The following is a 17,348-nucleotide window of genomic DNA, read 5'->3' as shown; positions in this document are numbered from 1 at the left end:
TTAGCGAACATAAAAACACAAAGCGCAGCTGTTTAGCTGCGCTTTTTGTATCTTTCGTTGGGAAATCTAAAGCGACTCGACTTTTGAGAAAGCCTAGCGGGCGAAAACCCAATACTGACTGAACAAATAGTTCGTCACCATTCCAACTAAGATACCCATTGCCATGGCGAGAAAAACAGCCCCGTCAAATGCAGGCAGCATTTCTGTCATCAGCTTAAAACACAGCAAATTAGGTATTGCCGATATCGATGCTGACAGCATGAACTTTTGCCATTGAATCAACTTATCTGACCAACCGTCCTGCCCTTTGAACTCAAACGTCAGCACACGATTGCCCAACCAAGTTGTCGTGGCGGCAGCAATGAAGGCACCTATCCTTGCACTCATCAATGGCAACCCGGCAAGGTAGTGCAGCAACGAGAACACTGTGCAATCAACAACAAACCCACCAACACCAACCGCAGCGAACCGAATTATCTTATGGTGGGATTGTAAATTCTGGCTGTACACCCGAAGCTTATCTTTGCAAACGCGTAAGCTTGCGTTAAGGCTGACCATAGCTTCCAATTTGATTGTGACTCAACGATTGATTGGGTTTGATGTTCTGGCTATGACAGGTGAACAAAGCTCGCTTTATTTTGACGGTCGGCTCCAAAATACAGGTCAGTGCGTTCTCTTTGATCTTGGTTTCTACTTCCGATTTTTTCCCTATCAAGTAGAACTTGTCGATACCATCTAGCTGCTCAATATCGAGCAATTTCTTTGCCTGCCCATGGCTGTAAAACTGCCCCGAGAACGGTCGTTTACCCACGTAAAAACTTGGCGATGAATCTGTTATTTGTTCGAAGATGATACGGTCACTTTTTTCATTTGCCTTGCCTAAATTCAGGTACACCATCGCGATCATCAACAGCACAGGCAAAACAAGCGCAACGCTAGAGAACCACTTCTTGTCTTTTTCAACCACTAACATCGCCACCAGTAAACCAAGTGCTGGGATCCCCGGGAGCACATACGCAGGAAGAATGTTACCTGCCATGGTAAATAGAATCAGAGGTGAAATTAACCAACATACAAGAAATGAAAACAGCCCACGATTCTCAATGTTGATTTGAGCGATTTTCTTACGGCGAACGAACGCCAATATCGGTAAAACAATCGACCAAGGCGCGGCGGCTTGAATCCAGAATACCCAAATCATACCTCGCGTCTGGTCGTGTGCAGAGCCATAAAGATCCCCTTCCCAGCCGCTCACTACAAAACGCTTAAAATGCTCGCCAACAATAAAGTAGTCAATAAAACCCGGTGTCGCCATTTCTGCCATGATGTACCAAGGCAAGGCAATCGCCAGCATCACACCTAATCCAGACAACAGTGGAAAGCGTTGCCATAACACTTTGAAAGCACCAAAGAAGCCATGTTGTAATACTAACCAAGGAAAAACTGCGATACCCATAATGACAACGGCCACAGGGCCTTTTGCAAGTAAACCTAATGCCAAGCCAATGAAACCGAGATATCCCCAATTTCTATTGGTCTTGTCACTGCCTTCTCCCTGCCAACACAAATAAAACCCTAGCATCGCAATCGTCATAGATAAGGTTAGCGCCATATCCGTCATTACAGCACCGGCAGCAATCGAGAAAATGCCACAGGTCGCCAATACCACTGCCGCAACCAGCGCACTTTGTCCGGTACGCTTCGCCATATACGCGACCAATAAAATTGTCGCAAAACCTGCTAACCAGTGTGGCGCACGCACAGCAAACTCACTCAAACCAAACAGCTCAATGCCAATCGCGCTCATCCAGGTAAACATCGGAGGCTTACCCCAGAAAGGGATGCCGTAATCAAATTGAGGGGTTAACCAATTGCCGGTTTCTACCATCAAGCGAGCCATCTCACCGTAGCGCGCTTCCGTAGTGTCCATTAAAGGGTATGTCGCCAGAGATAAGAGCCTTAGAACCAATGCAAAAGCCAACAAATACCATAGGTGCGTTCGGTTCAGGCTCATGCTGACTCCTCTAATTTAAAATGCGTTTTTAATGCAGGGGTATCGACCACCGATTGGATCAGATACAAAGGACGGTTCTTGGTTTCGATGAAAATACGACCTATGTATTCCCCCATTAAACCAATACTCAGAAGTTGAATGCCGCCAAGGGCAAGTTGAACCACCATCATTGACGGGTAGCCCGTAATAGGCTCACCAAACATCATGGTTTTGAACACGATGAAGACGCCATACACGAAAGCAGTAAGCGCCACTAATCCACCAACGGCCGTCGCAATACGCAGTGGGCGGATAGAAAATGATGTGATGCCATCCATCGCCAATCCGATGAGTTTCAGGTAGTTCCACTTGGTCTCGCCACAGAAGCGAGCGTCGCGCTTAAACTGAATCGTTGCTTGTCTAAAACCTGGCCATGAAAAGATGCCTTTCATGTAACGGTTACGTTCAGGCAGTTGGTTGATATGGTCGACAACCTCTCGGCTTAACAGTCGGAAATCACCCACATTTTCTGGAACATCGATCTTCGCTGCCACGTTCATGACTTTGTAAAAGCTTGCTGCTGAAAACTTCTTAAACCACGTTTCACCATCACGTTGGCTACGCTGCATATTGACGACGTCATAACCTTCGCGCCATTTGGCAATCATTTGAGGAATCAGCTCGGGTGGGTCTTGTAGATCGGCATCGAGCAAGATCACAGCTTGTCCTCGGCAGTGTTCGAGGCCAGCACTCATCGCTGATTCTTTACCAAAGTTACGGCTTAAACCGATCACAGAAATTGAGCTATTGATTGAAGTGAATGAACTCACCAAATCCAAGCTGTTGTCTTTGCTGCCATCATCGACATAAACAATTTCACTGGTGATGGGTAAGCTATCCAGTACCTTGGTTAAGCGAGAATGAAACTCTTCTAACACCTCTTGTTCATCGTAAAACGGCACAATGATCGATAGTGAAACGGCGGGATTGATCCGTGATGTGGAGACTTTAGGTCGGCTAATATGAAGTTCAGACATAATACGTTCTTCTATTTTTTAATCTGAATCCAATCTACCCCCTCATAAGTGAAAGTTATGTTATTGACATATTTTTCACGCTCACTCAGGATAATGTTACCGTCTATTTCTGTATGAGAATCAAAATGAAACGAGTTCTATTAGTCGAAGATAACCGTGAAATCGCAGGTGTCTTGTTTGATTATTTTGAGTGTATTGGCATGGAACTCGATTATGCCGACAATGGTGAGCTTGGCCTGCAACTCGCGATGGATAACTCTTTTGATATCATTATTTTAGATCTAATGTTGCCACGAATGGATGGACTGACAGTTTGCAACAAACTACGAGATCAAGGCAACGCAACGCCGATCCTGATGCTGACTGCACTCGATAGCCGCGAAGATATGCTGAAAGGCTTTGACCACGGTGCAGATGACTATCTCACCAAGCCCTTTGACTTAGATATTCTCGAAGCAAGGATGAATGCACTGGTTCGCCGTTACCGTGGAAAAGTCGCCTCCTCTAAGCTTCAATTTGGCGAGCTCACCATCGACCAGAAAACCCGCAAAGCTTACCGTCAAGACAAGCTACTTGCACTCAACCCAACCACCTATACCATTCTTGAGATGCTGTGCCAGAATGCACCTGAAGTGGTAACGCGTGAAGACATCTCGTACAAACTATGGGAAGAAGACGAACCGAACAACGATGTGCTACGTAGTCACATCTACCAACTGCGTAATCAACTCGATAAGCCCTTTGATACCCAGATGCTGATTACGGTTCCTAAAGTTGGATTCCGTCTGGAGTCTTCCAATTGATTCTCAATGTTCTCACCAGTACTAAGACCCTAACAGGCCGTTTAGCGCTTTTCTTTGGCTTAATGGCGGTGATTGTGACGGCATTTGTCTATGTGGTCTTTATATCAGCACTGTTTTTGTCTGAAGACAGCGTCGGCGAAAGGCGAATCCTGATTGACCGCAACTACGCCATCAGTCAGTTTCAAGCTGGGGAGAATGGTGAATTAAGAATAGATGAACTGACCACGGCCTATAATGACCCAACCCTCATACCGGAAGAATACTCTAAATTTATAAAAGGCAGAGAAAACTTCCTTGGCGAAGTGGGTCAAGAGCCGAATTCACGTATGGTTTATGTAGGGGAATATTCAGACCAAGGAAAAACCTATCCTATTATTCTACTGTCTGAGATAGACCTTATCGAACTGGATCAAACAGAATCAGTGTACGCGACAATGTTTATACTCACGTTGCTTTCTATCCTAATTTTTGGCTTTGGTTCGCTACTTTATCGATTATCGAAACGTCTCATTGAACCATTCAACTCTCTCTCTGCCCAGCTTGAGTCGAACAAACTCAACCTCAACGAGGAATTTGGAGTGAGTGACGATGCTGCGATTGAATTCCGTCAACTGACCGATCAACTCAATCAATATCGTCGAGAAATCAACTCACTAATCAAGCGAGAACAAGCCTTTGCACGCTACGCAAGCCATGAATTGAGAACACCATTAACGGTTGCACGTGGTGCTAATAAGCTATTACTTCGTAGTGATACTACCGAGTTTCAATCTCGTCAGGTTGAGCGTATTGATGACGCCATCGTGCAGATGTCGGAGATGGTCGATGCCTTGCTTGGCCTCGTGAGATATGAAAGAAACAGTGACGACGCACCACTGCGCTTATTTAGCCAGCAAGAATTAGAAGCTATTGTGTCAAAAAGCACTTCACAGGCCTCTGACAAAGAGGTCGATATATCATTAACCGTTGAGTCTGAGCCGACCATTCAAGCCACCAGCGCTATCATGAACATGCTGATTGGTAACCTACTAAGGAATGCTATTGCTGCGACCAATAGTGGTACTGTGACAATTACTTTGTCTCAAAACGGCATCACGATTGAAGACCAAGGCGAAGGCTTACAAGATCAATACAATCCTAACGGCCACGGTTTAGGGCTACTGATTGTTGATGACCTGTGTCAACGCTATCATTGGGACTTCAAACTGTTCAACCGAAGTTGCGGCGGATGCACAGCTCAAATCACCTTTTAGAGCGATCAATATCGAGTGAAAACTTGATGTAGTTGGTTTACAGAGCCAATAACCTGCTAGATACTCGTAAGTCCAATTTGATTTTAAAATGCTGGCTTTTTAGTCAGCATTTTTACTAAGTGCGATGAAACTAAATAATAGCCCTGTAACTCAGCATCAATACAACGACCACACCTTTTTCTTAAAGCGTGATGACCAGCTACACTCCCATTTTTGTGGCAATAAAGCTCGCAAGTTTATGAAGTTGTTAGAAGACGATCATCCGAACATTACCACCCTGATCAGCTACGGCTCAGCTCAAGCGAACTCTCTGTTCTCACTTGCGGCATTGGCAAAGATTAAAGGTTGGACGCTGGAGTTTTACGTCGACCACCTTCCCGAGTGGCTACTAGAACGCCCAATCGGCAATTACCGTGGTGCCATCGACCTCGGCGCTAAAGTCGTTTCAGTCAAAGAGACAGGCTCTGAACTTCATCCACAAGCGTATATTGAGCAAGTAAGACAACCTGACTCGCAATGCATTGTGTTACCAGAAGGTGGACGCTCTCAGCTTTCTGAATACGGCGTGAAGCAACTGGCGATTGAAATACTCAGCTGGACGCGTTTCGAAAACCAACACGATTTCGTGGTGGCACTCCCCGCAGGCACAGGCAGCACGGCTCTGTATCTACATAAGCATTTAAAAGTGCACAACATCCCGGTATTAACCTGTGCATGTGTGGGAGGCAGTGACTACCTAACGCAGCAGTTCAATGAACTTGGCGAAACCGATCACCCGCAGATCTTACCACTTAAAGCCAAACACCACTTTGGTAAGTTGTACCAACAGGACTATCAAACTTGGTTGGATCTACAAGAACAGACTGATATTGAATTCGACCTGCTCTACGACCCATTGATGTGGCAATGCCTAGAGCAATGGCAAGAAGAGAACCCAACCAAAACCGTCATCTATATCCATCAAGGTGGCATCTTAGGTAATGAGTCGATGTTGCCGCGCTATCAACGTAAATACCCAGAACTTCGAAGTAGCCACACCGCTGATAACGCTACTTGGTAGTAATCCGTTCTTTTCTACTCTAATACCCCCGCGTTTCTGCGAACTGAGAATTTCTCAGCGTATCATGAACAGCCATCGCGCTCCCTATCGATGGCTGTTTGTCAGCAATAGCCACCTGTTACCCCTGCCATACATTTCAAGTTAGAAACAGAAATCTGGCGAGAATCATCGCGTTATCTATACTTTCGATTGGAACGTCAATTGTCATCGAAAGGAATTACGCATGCGAAAACTCACTACGCTCGGCCTGTTTTCAGTTTTACTGCCCTTCTCTGCGATATCAGGAGAAAACGTCACTTATCAAGTCGATGGGATGGATTACGAAGGTTATTGGAGTGAAGCCAGTGACCAAGCGCCTTTGGTACTGCTAATACACGATTGGGATGGCTTAACCGATTACGAAAAGAAACGTTCTGAGATGCTCAATGAACTCGGTTACAACGTGTTCGCCATCGACCTATTTGGTAAAGGTATTCGCCCGACCGAAGTGAAAGATAAAAAGCAACACACAGGCGAGCTGTATAAAGACAGAGAAAAAATGCGTGCGCTACTTAGCGCGGGAGCAATGGAAGCGAAAAGGCTTGGTGGTAACTTAGATAACAACGTGATGATGGGTTACTGTTTTGGTGGCGCAGCCGTTTTAGAAGCCGCTCGTGCGGGTATCCCATCGAAAGCTTATGTCACCTTCCATGGCGGTTTATCAACACCAAAAGGACAAGACTACTCTGAGACAAAAGCTCCTGTTGTCGTGTTCCATGGCACAGCTGACGCCATGATCTCAATGCAAGACTTTGGCAACCTCGCCGCTCAGCTTGAAACAACCAAAGTTCCGCATGAAATGATCACCTACAGTGGTGCGCCGCATGCCTTTACCGTCTTCGGCTCAAACAACTATCAACAAGAAGCTGACCAAAAATCATGGCAACGCTTTACTCAGTTGTTAAGTTCGGTATCTCGTTAACTTTCAATCTAGGTAACAGCCCAACGGCAGCCTGTTACCTAATTCGTACTAATTATTAGCGAGTATTTCTTTAAATTTGGTGTTCGTCACTCAAAAAGAAAGCGCTTTCTTGTAGTGTATCTCTATTATCAATCAGGCACTCTGAATCAGATATGCTTTTTTAAATGTGAGAAATTATGAAATATTTAGCAATTCTACCAGCGGTATTCGCACTAAGCGCCTGTTCAACAGTGACAGAGTCACCGGTTAGCTACCACAAAACTTCTCCGGGGCTAGAGTCACTACAGAACAACGAAAACTGCTGTGAAAACCTGAGTACAATTCAATATCAAAGCGTTACGAACCCAGAAGAAACATCTGTTTCGATCACCACAGCAAGCCCTAAGATCGAGTTCAAATCGGGCCGATCCTTTGCTGGAGGGCTAAAGCTTCCTGCAACACTAGATGCTATTCGTTTTTCAGTGACTTCAAATGCTAGTTATTCAGCATTCGTTCCGTCACTTTTAGTCTTAGACAAAAATTACCAGCCGCTAGATGTCATTGGCAATGAAAGTATTAAGTACCAACCACTTAGCCTGCTTGATGGTGCACAATATGGCGCGCAAATCGAACTGCAAGAACGTTACTTAAACGGCGAGGCTCCTGCTTACTTGGTCGTATTCACAACCAGCGAAGCACTCGCGGAAACAACTCCTGTCGAAAAACCAAGTGATATGGCGATACGTTCTGGTGATATCCAGGCAAACATCGCTCATAACACGGACTACGCCATCCCTCATTCTGCAATCGGGAAAGTCTCCTTTGATTTTAAATTCACAGCGGTAACCACCGTTGTTGAAGAACAAAACCGTCAAAAGCGAGTTCAACAAATTATTCCAGCATCAACCGTAGCCCAATCAGATTTATTAACGGAAAATACACTGAATAAGAAAGAGGTTTATCAAACTCTTATAGAAAACTCGGTTTCATCTGGAGATTTTAGTGCAGCACTGACTTACGTTGAAGAATCTGAGCGATTAGGAATCGAAGGGATGCGAAACTCCTTTGTTGACGCGATGAAGCAATATCAAAAAGCACAATAACTCAACCTCAAAGTAGTCGTTTATTTTCTCTCACTTTACCTCTTTTTTGAGCAACGAGAGTTAAATAAACGACTGTTATCCCTTAGCCCTATTCAGGCATAAACGAAAATACTAATTGCTCCAATTCTAAGCCTAATTTGATGAATTCAATATCCAAAGAATAAAAGCCTTTATCAAGCTTAACGGAGAGCCCCTCAACTGAAACTGTCTCGCCATTAGTACCATTCACTGATAGAGACATCGCGTACACGTTATTGAGACTTAAACTACACGCAGATTGAGCCAAAGTGCCACTATCGTAGTTAACAATACCTGCACATCGATACACACCAGCCTGTTTAACTTCCAAAACAATGCTACGGTTTTCTCTGATATTAAGTGGTAATACTATTGCATGTTGCTCTGCCGTCAGAGAGCAAAAGTCTCCATCAGTTTTACTCTGTTGTTTATTAAGATTTTGGATCGCCTCAAAGCTCTTAACTGGATCAAAAGCGACTAATGGGCGACCCATTGCTGGAGAGTCCATAATAAAACGACAAATATTCATCGCGCTTCGTTGCAACTCCCCTAAGCTCAACGTTCCGTTTTCAAGCGCCTGTAACGTATCGTCATTCGACACGTTATTTTCCGCACCATCATGCTCAACAACCATATAAAGATCATTTTGAGAGCGAAGCATAAAGGATGTGTAACTTCGACTTTCAGAGCCACCTTTGATTGGGTCATTCATTTTTGCCCACCAATCCGTCATCACTATCCCTTTATAACCCCACTCCCCACGAAGAATCGTAGTATTGAGGTCGTAATTGGATGCAGCCCAGTGACCATTAATAGGATTGTAGGAGGTCATAACACTCGAAGCTCCTCCTTGTTTTACCGCTATTTCAAAAGGCTTCAGATGAATCTCACGAAGTGCTCTTTGAGATATAACACTATCAACATCAAACCGTGACGTTTCTTGATCATTCGCCACCAAATGCTTGATTGTGCCAGATACTCCTACAGCTTTAAGACCAAGAGTTTGAGATGCAGCTATTACCCCTGAGAGAAATGGATCTTCTGAGAAATACTCAAAATTTCGACCATTCAAAGGGTGGCGGTGGATGTTAATCCCAGGACCAAGCAACGTATCAATATGATTGGCTTGCATCTCTTTCCCCACTAAATGAAATAGTTTCTCATTCAGTTCTGGGTTCCATGTACAGCCTAATAATGTACCAATTGGGACTTGAGATGCTTTATGTCCGCTGTCCATTCGGATACCAGACGGACCATCAGCAGCTGCAACGAGAGGGATGCCTAAATCAAATAAGCTCGGCGAAACACCACCAAAAGCAGCAGCAGTACCTGGCGTCACCTTAGGGCTGCACATACCTTCCCCACGAACAATTGTCGCTAACTGCTTTACGTTCATTTGCGAGACAAATTCGTCAATGTTCGCTCGCCCCTGCTTAACATCCAGTAAACGAATGCCCGTATCTTCACCAAGAGGAATAGAGCTTGGAAGCTCACTCAGAATACGTTTACTCAAATCAATAGTTCGCAGCGGCACAGATTCGTAATCGCAACTGTAAACACCATTTTCCTCGTTGCCTTTTGGGATCAACCTACTAAATCCGGTGACAGGAGCAAGTGCTTCCGTTAATTGCTCAACAACCAACAGCTCTTCTATTTTAACGCTCTCACTAACAAGCTTTGCCTGGCGAACACTTCCTCCTAGATAAAAGTGATATTCTCCAGCTTCAAGTACGTAACTATTTGGATGTCCCGTTTTACCGGAGTCATCAAATGATGCGAAGGAAGATAGAGGACATGAAATAGTCAAACACACCGTATCTTGCGGGCCCAAGGTCGGTGTTTTCACAAACCCGATCAGTGCTCGTGTTGGTTTACCAAGATGACCTTGAGGCGATTCAACATACAGTTGAACCACATCCTTACCACTGTATTTCTCGCCTATGTTTTTAACTTCAATATCGAAGACCAACTCTTGTTCAGAGCCGGAACCAAGAATCGTCAATGCATTTAATTTATTGGAAAAGCGGGTGTAGGACAGCCCAAAACCAAATTCAAATTGAACAGCTTTAGGATTGAAAGTTTCAAAATACCGATACCCGACATAGATATCTTCTTGATATAAATTCCGGTCTTTGTTTCCAAAATTCGGGCTCGAAGGGTAATCAGATAAAGAGTGCGCAATCGTGTCGGTCAAATGGCCACTTGGGCTAACATCACCAGATAAGACATCCGTAAGAGCATGCCCACCTTCCATACCTGCGGCCCAACTATACAGAACAGCCTTAATCGCAGCAGCACCTTTAAGTGAAGTTGTCCATGACATATCAATAATGTTGGTCACGTTCAGTATCACAATGACATCATCAAAATGTTCCGTCACTTTCTCCAACATTTGCATTTCGAGCGCGGTTAAATTGTAACTGCCTTGCTGCTGTGCATTATCTTGATCCTCACCCGCCGTTCGACCGATAAAGATAATAGCTTTGTTAGATTTGGCGGCGGCATCCATCACAACAGAAGTTGAAAGAGGCATTTCATCTTGAAACCAAGGTTCAGCTGCCCAACCACCACCGCCGTCATTAAACGGGTTGTCCTTGATCCAACGTTGGTATACCTCCACCAAACTGAGATTAAGATTGATGTTTGGATTTTCATACAAGCCCTGTAATGCATTTACGGAATAAGGCACATTCACCGCTCCACCAGATCCAGTGCCACTTCGGTAGGTATCAATCTGACAGCGACCAAAAAGAGACACCGTATCACTAGCCTGCAATGGCAATATTGAATCACTATTTTTTAGTAGCACAATGCCCTCAGCAGCCGCTTGTCGACTTATGGGTGCAAGCTGCTTCTGTGCTTCAAGAATTTCCACAGTATTCATTTTGAGTCCTACTATTTTTTTACTTAGAGCAAAAGTTTTGCCTCTCGCTCTAAAAGTTAATATTGTCTTTGTTCAAAAAATAGTAATCTTAACTACGGCGTGTAACTACCAAATAAGCGACAGAAGTAGGTAAAATAGCGACATGAAAACCAAGTTTAGACTCCAAAGTCATCAGAGATATCCTCAGATAAAATTTGCCTATGTCGATGGTCATCACGATTTCGACTTTGACGTACATAGCCATGACTTTTCTGAACTTTTCTTAGTTGTGAGCGGTAGTGGAAAGCATACGGTAGCTAGCCACACCTACCCTTTAAGTACAGGAGATGTATTTGTTATTAATGGGGATATTGAACATGGATTTTGCGAAGTAAATAAACTGAAGATTGTAAACTTGATGTTTGATACGGCATTGCCTTTTTTTGAGGTCCCTTCAATGCGTCAAATGCCAGGCTATCAAGCGCTTTTCAAGGTAGAACCCATTGCTCGACAAGCATCTGAATATCAAGCAAAGCTTACGTTATCACTTTCTCAGTTGAAACGAATTAATGGACTTCTACAACAAATCAAATCGGAATACGACAACGCAGAACAGGGGTTTGAAATCATATTGACGAGCACAATGCAGCAACTTGTGATAGAACTTTCTCGGCGATATCAAGAACAGACCCATAGCTTACCAAAAACAACCTTGGCATTGAGCCGTGCTCTCGCACATATTGACCGTCATTACAAAGAAGTAGGATTAGATACAGAAACCATTGCGCAAGCGGCGTATATCAGCAAGCGGCAACTAGAAAGGTTATTCAGGCAGTTTTTAAATACATCCCCAAACCAATACGTCAAAGACCTTCAAATTCGACACTCGGCAACCTTATTATTAAACGACAACAAAAGCATCCAACACATTGCTGAGTCTTGCGGCTTTTCTGACAGCAACTATTTCTCCAAGTGTTTTAAGGCCCAAAATGGATGCAGTCCTCGCGAATTTAGAAAGCAACATGCTTCCCATAATTCATAACCCTTTCCCCTTTAAGCCTTAAAAGGTTAGATATGTCACACATAAAAAAACCGCTTCTTTCGAAGCGGTCGATGAGTATCTTTGGCAAGAACACACTTGAAACGACATTCAAATATGGAAGACTCATAGCAATAAAAATGAAACTCTTTGTGCTGCTAGGAAAGAGCTCAACTATTGCAATAAATAGGGATATCGAGAGCCTTGCCCGCCCTAAAGGCAAGGCCGTCATACCACTCCCCCGGTATGCTCGATATCACTTAAGACCCGAAGGTAAAAATTCTACCACCACATGTCAGCTTGAATACCTACAACAAAGTCACCCTCTTTACCCGTGCCGTCTTGCATTTCACCATCAAGGTAAGATGCCATGAAGCGAATTTCTGGAGATGGACCGAAGCCAGAGTGCACAACTAGAGTCGGTGCTACTGTTAGCTTGTAATCATAAGAATTCTTTGACTCACCATTACGGTCTTCGTAGTTGTACATATAACCAGCTTCGGTAGCGATAAAGAAGTTTTCTGAAATTGGGAACGTTGGTCGCACCATTGCTGATACCCAGCCGTCTGTGTCACCATTGTCAAAATCGTTGTACTGGGTTTGAAGAGAGTGGAAAATATTCACACCATTTTCAAAAAAGTACCCACCCCATGCTAAAGCACGTAGTGATACATCGTTTTCATCAACAGCCTTCAAACAAGACGTACCACAACCCGTGCCTGTCGTTAACCAACTTTGATAGTCACTACCAGGCTTGTACGTGTTGTAAGTCGTAAGAGTACCGCCTAAAAGGTTACCCGAACCTAAGCCTTTACCAGCCTGCGCGATGTATTTTGTAAAACCTTTATCTGACAACCCAAAGACAGACTCAGTGTGAACAATTGCCGTCATTTCATAGCCATTCTCAGCGAATGCTTCTGGGCCATTACCAAAACCTAAATCGACCATATTGTCTGGCATATACTTAGCCATAGCGTGAAGCTCAACACTGCCAAAGTTCACGCCAGCATGAAGTGCATGCATGATGTTGTTGCTGTCACCCCAGAAACTTGTATCGCCAGAGTCATCGCTCGCAATATAAGCAAAGTCCCACTTATTGCCACCTAGCTCAACACCTTCAATACCAACACCAGTACCTGACATATCCGTGTAGAAAAAGTCGGTCATAAAGATGTAATTATCTTTACCATAAAAGCGCTTACCACCCCATACAACACCGGTTTCAGATACACCTTCAAACTCGACAAAAGTTTCTGCCATACCAATTTCGCTGTTGGTTGCATCGGCATTGGCACCAAGTTGGTTAGTTGCATATTCCGCATTATTGGCTGCAGCTCGTGTTTTGATTCGAATTTTCTGACCACCGTCATTCTCAAAATTTTTCTGCAGTGCTACTTCAAAGTGGCTATCCGACTCAACACCCAATCGACCTAAACGCTCTTTAGATGCTGGGAACTTTGCACGTTTAAAATCGTCATTTTCACTGAATAGAACACCGGCACGGAAATAGCCGTGAAATTCAAATCCATCCGATTTTTCGGCATATGCAGTAGGTACAGTAGACAAGCCAGCAGTAGCGACTAAACAAGCAAGGGTAAGCTTAGAAAGTTTCATAATAACTCCATGTTCCAAATTATACTTTCAAAAAGAAAGCGCTTTCTTTATTTTTCTTAAAAAAACCAATCGAACAGATTTAAAGAAGATCAAATCTAAGCCCACATTCACTATGCACTCTTAACCTTATTGGCTTTAACCGCTCAGTTGGTATGGAAAGAGTATAAATGGATCTTGTGAATATAAACCGTGATCAACCCCACCAAAGAAAGCGCTTTCTTATGCATGAGTCACAAAAATAGAGATGTTAAGTATTTTGTTTGAACAATCATGGAACCAAGTAAAATATCACTGTTCACATATTAAGGACGAATTACTCCGTTCAATCACTCAGAACCTGTTTCGGAATACATCGTCGATTATCTTCCTGGAATGCTCGTCGAAATAAAAAAGGGAACATACATCGTATGTTCCCTTTATATTCAGAATTTTATTCAAACCCTTTTGTTAAAAAGCTTACTTTTCAAATCGAATATTGTCTAATTTAAAACTCATTTCTCCTTGAGGCTCAAACACTAAAAGGTTAGTGATCGTTGTTGGATCAGCTTGATTCCCACCAGCAAAACGGTTGTCTCTCTTTAAAATGTCAGCGATTGGAATACGTACCGTCTTCCATTCATTGATTGCTGATAGCGGCACGGTATAGTCACTTGTTTTCGGCCAGCCACTGTCCATCTTAACCAATAGTTCAACCCCGTCGGCCATGCTCTCTACTTTCAAATCAAAGACCAGTTCACCCGTTTCTTGCCAATGTGTCACATCTGTTACAGGAGAACGAAAATAGATATTTCCTGATCCTTGATTCTTATTCACTTGTAGCACTGTTCCACGATCTGGTTCGGTCACTTCTTGATAGTCAACAATATCCAATGGGTCATAACTTGCATAAGCCAAGCTTGCGTTAAGAGTTTCGGTAAAAATCTCCAACGTTGGTCCATCAGCATAACTATCATCGGTTGCTAAGATCTCTGGAGCTTTGTGCCCTATCACTTGTATTGCATGTTCAGAACGACTTGCACACCCTTTTCCTTTCCAACGATCAACCTTACAACGGTATACCTTGACCGAATCAACTAGCATTGTTTTCGGAAACAAACCTTCGTCGATGCCTTTATCATTTGCGTTCGCTGACCACGCCCCACCGACAGCCAAGTTCAATAACAAATGAAACTTTTCATCAAACGGAGCTGCTCCACTCGCATTAATGAGTTTCCCTTCTTCCGCTTCATATTGGCTGTACCAGCCCTCTTGAGTTTGAGTCGCGTAATGAATATTGTCTACATACCAACGAATTTCACCTTCTTCCCACTCAATCGCGTATGTATGGAAGCCCTCAGTAGGGTTCACACCATTTGGCAATGTCGCGGCTTGCCCTTTATAAACATTGTCTGGCCAATTTCGTCCGTAATGTAACGTCCCGTAGATTCGGCTCTCTAGATCATCATTTTTCGCTCCCGCCGCATCTGAAAGTGTGTTTAGGTTAACCGCTTCCATAATATCGATTTCGCCAGAAGCAGCCCATGTACCATATTTATTGTCGGTTGGCAGCATCCAAATTGCGGGCCATGCACCTTGTCCACCAGGTAACTTTGCTTTGATTTCATAACGGCCATATTTGGTGTCACGCTTGTCTTTTGTGCTCAGCCTCGCAGAAGTATAAGGGAGTGTTTTAGTTGCTCCGCCAGTCGTACCTTCGGCATTGTCAGGCCCAGTATGACTTTGCTTCAGCGCGACAATGTGTAAAAAGCCATCTTTAACAAATGCGTTATTAGAATCATCCGTGTAGCACTGTTGTTCATTGTTCCCTCCTCCCCAACAGTTCACTTCTAATGACCAATTACGTTTATTTATTTGCTCGCCTTCAAACTGGTCTTCCCACACCAATTGCCAGTCTGGACTTAAAGTAACTGGAGCATGGGATAGCACGATCGGTTTTTCAGTTTGAGCTAAGTCAGCACTTTCGGATACCGGCAGCTCTATCACCGTGCAGCCAGACATCAAAGCGGCAGAAATAAAAGACGTTAATATCTTTACCTGATTGGTTAGATCTTGCATTACAACTCCTTGTATCACGACTTTCTAAGCAGGCGACACGTAATATCGGAGCCCATAACAGAAAGTCGATAAATGAATAACTCCGCGATCATGGACCCAATATGCCATGCACGACTGTTTCAAAATGAGTATATAAAAGTGCATAGTTCAAAAAAGAGACAATGCTCACCTTAAGAAAGCGCTTTCTTGTTGAGTTTCACATTTTGCTAAATTTCATTGTGGTTTGTGTAGATTCTCAAGAATTTTTGTAACTTGATTATCTGCATAACACCTTAGAATCCCTTTATTCTCAGGCTTCTATTTTTTCTAGCTTACAACGAAGCTCAGAAAACAGATTCACTTTTATTACAACACAAAGAAAGCGCTTGCTTGATATTTGAACGAGTATATGGAAATATTCGTGACCTTACTTTGTATGCTTAACCTTCAAATTTAGCGTTAAGCAGTTCAGAGTTTTTAAATATTAATCATTGGATTACTAGGCTCTTATTGATCACGAAGGTAATATGGCTTAGTTCACTCCTTGTAGAGATAAGGCCACTACCATTGATCACCATTAAAGAAGTATCTGAACTTGCTCAAGTTTCTCAATCAACCGTCTCACGAGCATTAAATGGTCACCCTACGGTAAAGGAAGCCAATCGCGAAAAAGTATTTAGAGCTATTGAGCAACTGGGCTACAAGCCTAATGCGTTTGCACAAGCTCTAGCCTCCAGTCGTTCAAATAGCATTGGCATGCTAGTTGGTTCGCTTGATGGGCCTTTCTATGGACCATTAATGCATACAGCTGAAGATACCGTTCGCCAAAATAATATTCACTTAATCGTTACAAGTGGCCAGGAGTCACGAACCAAAGAGCTCGATTCTATCCAGTTTTTGCAATCTAAACTTGTGGATGGCCTCATTGTTCACTCAGACAAGCTCAGTGATGACGAACTGATCAAAATAGCGAAAGACAGTGAAACAATGATTGTTCTCAACCGTTTTATTCCTGAGATTTCTGATCGCTGTATTTACATTGATAATGAGCTTGGTGGCTACCTTGCAACGAAGCACTTACTTGAGAACGGGCATAAAAAAGTCGCTTGTATCACAGGCCAGTTGAGTAAAGTTGATAGTAGAGATCGCTTTCAAGGGTATCGAAATGCCTTGTTAGAGTTCGGTATCGAATACGACGCAGGGCTGTTTGTAGAGGGGCGCTTTGATCATCAAGGTAACCACGAAGCTGCGCGACGCTTGTTAGACCGAGACCCTGAGATCACCGCGATTTTCTGTCAAAATGACAACATAGCGCTTGCTGTATATGACGTAGCGGCAGAGAGAAACCTCATTATTGGGCGAGACCTTTCGGTCGTAGGCTTCGATAACGATACTCACAGCCAGCATATTCGTCCTCGCTTATCGACGGTCGACTTTCCTGTCCATGAAATGGGAGAAGAAGCTGCAAAAGGTGTTTTATCGTTAATTAATAAACGCGACTACCCATTGAAACATAAACTAACACCGACATTGATTGTAAGAGAGTCCGTGGCTAAGCTTTGATTTTTGTATATCAAGCACCCCATTTTTT

Annotated in this window: 13 protein-coding genes; 7 read left to right on the top strand and 6 right to left on the bottom strand. The window is 43.6% G+C overall.

What is annotated here, in order from left to right; genetic code table 11:
* Positions 1–93: 93 nt before the first annotated feature.
* Genes AB6E85_RS14720 through AB6E85_RS14710 form a run of 3 tightly spaced genes read right to left on the bottom strand, consistent with a single transcriptional unit; the run spans position 94 to position 3,030 of the window.
* Entirely contained in the window at positions 94–558 is a 465-nt protein-coding gene (locus tag AB6E85_RS14720; RefSeq protein WP_372143123.1) for a GtrA family protein, read from the bottom strand.
* On the bottom strand, positions 545–2,014 hold the full coding sequence (locus AB6E85_RS14715) for an ArnT family glycosyltransferase (protein WP_372143122.1): 1,470 nt from the start codon (positions 2,012–2,014) through the stop codon (positions 545–547). The genes AB6E85_RS14720 and AB6E85_RS14715 overlap by 14 nt, the downstream gene beginning before the upstream one ends.
* Positions 2,011–3,030, bottom strand: coding sequence for a glycosyltransferase family 2 protein (locus tag AB6E85_RS14710; RefSeq protein WP_050634924.1), 1,020 nt, complete (start codon positions 3,028–3,030; stop codon positions 2,011–2,013). The genes AB6E85_RS14715 and AB6E85_RS14710 overlap by 4 nt, the downstream gene beginning before the upstream one ends.
* 125 nt (positions 3,031–3,155) lie before the next feature.
* On the opposite strand from AB6E85_RS14710, the gene AB6E85_RS14705 reads away from it, so the two are divergent.
* From AB6E85_RS14705 to AB6E85_RS14685, 5 genes are all read left to right on the top strand, one after another.
* Positions 3,156–3,833, top strand: coding sequence for a response regulator transcription factor (locus AB6E85_RS14705; RefSeq protein WP_372143121.1), 678 nt, complete (start codon positions 3,156–3,158; stop codon positions 3,831–3,833).
* The gene (locus AB6E85_RS14700) at positions 3,830–5,086 is read left to right on the top strand and encodes a sensor histidine kinase (RefSeq protein ID WP_372143120.1); all 1,257 of its coding nucleotides are present in this window, start codon (positions 3,830–3,832) and stop codon (positions 5,084–5,086) included. The genes AB6E85_RS14705 and AB6E85_RS14700 overlap by 4 nt, the downstream gene beginning before the upstream one ends.
* A gap of 124 nt (positions 5,087–5,210) precedes the next feature.
* Positions 5,211–6,146, top strand: a complete 936-nt coding sequence (locus tag AB6E85_RS14695; protein WP_372143119.1) for a 1-aminocyclopropane-1-carboxylate deaminase/D-cysteine desulfhydrase — start codon at positions 5,211–5,213, stop codon at positions 6,144–6,146.
* Between the two features lie 223 nt (positions 6,147–6,369).
* Positions 6,370–7,107 carry a dienelactone hydrolase family protein gene (locus tag AB6E85_RS14690; protein ID WP_372143118.1) on the top strand — a complete coding sequence of 246 codons (738 nt, stop codon included), beginning with the start codon at positions 6,370–6,372 and terminating at the stop codon, positions 7,105–7,107.
* A 176-nt stretch (positions 7,108–7,283) separates the two neighbouring features.
* Positions 7,284–8,189 (top strand): MalM family protein, encoded by a 906-nt coding sequence (locus AB6E85_RS14685; protein WP_372143117.1) that lies wholly within the window; start codon positions 7,284–7,286, stop codon positions 8,187–8,189.
* Between the two features lie 88 nt (positions 8,190–8,277).
* Here the strand turns inward: AB6E85_RS14685 and AB6E85_RS14680 are convergent, their stop codons facing one another.
* Positions 8,278–11,091 (bottom strand): glycoside hydrolase family 3 C-terminal domain-containing protein, encoded by a 2,814-nt coding sequence (locus AB6E85_RS14680; protein WP_372143116.1) that lies wholly within the window; start codon positions 11,089–11,091, stop codon positions 8,278–8,280.
* 142 nt (positions 11,092–11,233) lie between these two features.
* On the opposite strand from AB6E85_RS14680, the gene AB6E85_RS14675 reads away from it, so the two are divergent.
* A complete protein-coding gene (locus AB6E85_RS14675) occupies positions 11,234–12,112 on the top strand; it encodes a helix-turn-helix domain-containing protein (protein WP_372143115.1) in 879 nt (292 codons plus the stop codon).
* 279 nt (positions 12,113–12,391) lie between these two features.
* Here the strand turns inward: AB6E85_RS14675 and AB6E85_RS14670 are convergent, their stop codons facing one another.
* Positions 12,392–13,723 (bottom strand): carbohydrate porin, encoded by a 1,332-nt coding sequence (locus AB6E85_RS14670; protein WP_048659629.1) that lies wholly within the window; start codon positions 13,721–13,723, stop codon positions 12,392–12,394.
* 456 nt (positions 13,724–14,179) lie between these two features.
* Entirely contained in the window at positions 14,180–15,778 is a 1,599-nt protein-coding gene (locus AB6E85_RS14665; protein ID WP_372143114.1) for a family 16 glycosylhydrolase, read from the bottom strand.
* 546 nt (positions 15,779–16,324) lie between these two features.
* Here AB6E85_RS14665 and AB6E85_RS14660 point away from each other — a divergent pair.
* Positions 16,325–17,320: a LacI family DNA-binding transcriptional regulator gene (locus AB6E85_RS14660; protein ID WP_372143113.1), complete on the top strand. Its 996-nt coding sequence runs from the start codon at positions 16,325–16,327 to the stop codon at positions 17,318–17,320.
* Positions 17,321–17,348 lie beyond the last annotated feature (28 nt).

The organism is Vibrio sp. 10N.247.311.51 (assembly GCF_041467855.1).
In the GTDB taxonomy this organism is placed as follows: Bacteria; Pseudomonadota; Gammaproteobacteria; order Enterobacterales; family Vibrionaceae; genus Vibrio; species Vibrio coralliirubri.
The sequence above is the reverse complement of the archived record's forward strand: the minus strand, read 5'-3'. Positions and strand labels throughout refer to the sequence as shown.